Genomic DNA, 2,576 nt, shown 5'->3' with positions numbered 1-2,576 from the left:
GTTCTCGATAATTGAGAGATGGGTCCTTCCATACATAAAGTTTTCAAATCATACCCCAAAATATCAGCAGCCTCTTCGAACAAGCGATCCGCTTCTGCAAAGCCGCTATGCCACGTAGCCCCCATTCCTACATACTGAGAGCCTTGCCCAGGAAAAACCAAAGCCATGCGATTCATATCAAACCCCTTTCCTCAAAAAAATATGGATAAACAAAAAAATCACATTTTATGTATGAATACATATATATGGTGACATTAAGAAGTAGAGAAAAATACAGTAAAAAACAACGAACTCGATTGCCAAAAAACAGTAATCGACATATGGCAGTGAATTGGTAATAGGGTTCCGTTCGTGGTGTGATTGTGATCAAAAGTCAGGTGTGTGAGTAGACTTGGAAGTGTAAAAACCTTGAGGTATACTAGAATTTCAGGCTTGGAACCTAAAATTCAGCATCATAGATGAATGTGATGAGAAATTGTTGGGGTTATACAGGATGTTTTTCGATGTAAGTATTAAATGAGAAATATTTTATTTATATAATAGATATGGACTCGAAAAATGTCAATATATTTTTAAATTCCTTTAATAAGAAAAAAATGCGATATATGAATGGTTTTATTTCAATATAAACATAAAAGTAAATTAAAGTATGTCGATATAATGTATAAATATATTATACACACAAACCATGCCCTTTTTTGTCTAAAAATCAGGCATTGTTTGTAATTTTTAATGAATTTTTGTAAAAATTTCTGTGTAGTAAGTGTAAGAAACGGAATTTGTGCTATATCTGGTGCTTGACAAACCAAATTGTAATGCGTTGCAGTCGTTCCACACGAAGCTGCGGATGTCCTTTTCGTGAAAGTTCGTGGCTTTATCCAAACCCCTTTCGGCGAACGAATCTGCTTCGTCCCTTCTTGGTGATCGGGTCTATTTATGGTTAGCCGTTCACGAATGTAGGTATCAAATAATTCAGAATTCACCACTTTACGCAGTAAATGCATCGTCCCATCCCCTGTTCTGTGATCAAAAGCATAGATACGTTCATATCCCCAACGCTCGTACATGGATAGCAGATATGGATGCTTCTCCGCTGTCGCTAGTGTCACCGTAGGGGCACCCAACTGATCACGAATAATCGTGTGTTCTATCCAATTCGTTTTCTTCCGTACCCTTGCCCTGTGCAGCCGGGTCTACAGCGAACCACATGAGGAAGATCAAAAGTTCTAAAATGCAACCTGATGGCACGCTTTTTATGACGAATTTTATAATGAAAAATTAAGTTACAAAGGTGTTCCTCATAAAATTGTGCGATGGTCTGTAGCGTCAATTGCTCTTCTGAAGGAAGCTCTTCTAAATCTATGAGTTCATGAACAGATAAGTACATAACATTTCCCCTAAACTAAAGAATCGGCCTTGAATAATCAAGGCCGATTCACGTTATTAACATAATAGTGGCAACGGCAGAGATCATCTCCCTGCGAGATACGAATGGAATTATTCACCACCCGTAAGTGCCCCCAAGCGGGTACGCGCGAGTGTCTCATCCGCGTAGTCGGAGCAAATAAATTTGCTCATAAATAGCAACATGCAAAGTAATTTTTATCCTTAGAAACCGAACTGAATCCTTAATACAGCGGGTTACTTTACACTATATGCGGCATTTCATTTGTTCAAGTTTATCTTTAAAATTATATTTGTTCATCTAATGACTTAGTGAACTACACGCCACTCCAAGTTTACAGGTTAGTCTCTAACCCAATAGATGCAATTACAATGCGAGTTTCAGTAGATTATTGGCAGCGTTCACGTCCCGATCATGATGTACATTACAGCTGGGACAAGTCCATTCACGCAAGCCAAGATTCTTCACGTCTGCATTTTTGTAACCGCAACATGAGCATAATTGTCTACTAGCTTTGGGTGCAATAATCAGATCACGTCCTTACCAGTTCGCCCTGTACTCAAGCATCGAACGGAACAAGCTCCAAGATACTTCACTTATCGTCGCTTTAGCAAGCTGATTTCTCACTTTGTCCTTGTTAGCACCCATAAAATAAATATCTTAAAACCTTTCAGAGACATATCTTCAGGAACAAGCATAATAATCCAGCATTCTGTTATGATTACTTCTATTTCATATGGACGTAGTACATATCCATGCTCATACATATAATAGCACTCTTTAGGCTAACAGTTAACTTTGAGTTAAGAGGAATTTCTTCAATTAAACTTGCGTCTGTATGGCGAACATTCCCTACAGCTTTAGAAACGGGATACGAGTTCATTAATCCAGCAGGGTATGGCCGAAGCATTTTTAATACATGTTCCGTTTTTGTTATTTCAATGTAAGAACTACGTCATCCATCAAGCCTACTCTTCGTCAGGACTAGGTTACTTCTATGTTATTCCTTCTTAGTTTCCATATCCTATTTTTAAACTGTTTAAATATCTAATTCCGAGAAGATAAAAGAGAGCACAGCCCATTAAGGCTGTGCTCTCTTTTATCTTGCTTGGCGACGTCCTACTCTCCCAGGACCCTGCGGTCCAAGTACCATCGGCGCTGGAGGGCTTAA

General features: G+C 38.6%; 2 pseudogenes. Both read right to left on the bottom strand.

Annotation, left to right across the window (positions count from 1 at the left end):
• Positions 1-176, bottom strand: a pseudogene (locus ACL9RM_RS26390) ([acyl-carrier-protein] S-malonyltransferase); the annotation flags it as partial.
• Positions 177-1,771: 1,595 nt separating this feature from the next.
• Positions 1,772-2,026: pseudogene (locus ACL9RM_RS26385) on the bottom strand (zinc ribbon domain-containing protein); the annotation flags it as partial.
• Between the last annotated feature and the right edge of the window lie 550 nt (positions 2,027-2,576).

The sequence above is a fragment of the Paenibacillus sp. S29 genome, assembly GCF_049319765.1.
GTDB lineage: Bacteria > Bacillota > Bacilli > Paenibacillales > Paenibacillaceae > Paenibacillus > Paenibacillus polymyxa_B.
Note: the sequence above shows the minus strand (reverse complement) of the source record. Positions and strands in the feature narration are given on the sequence as shown.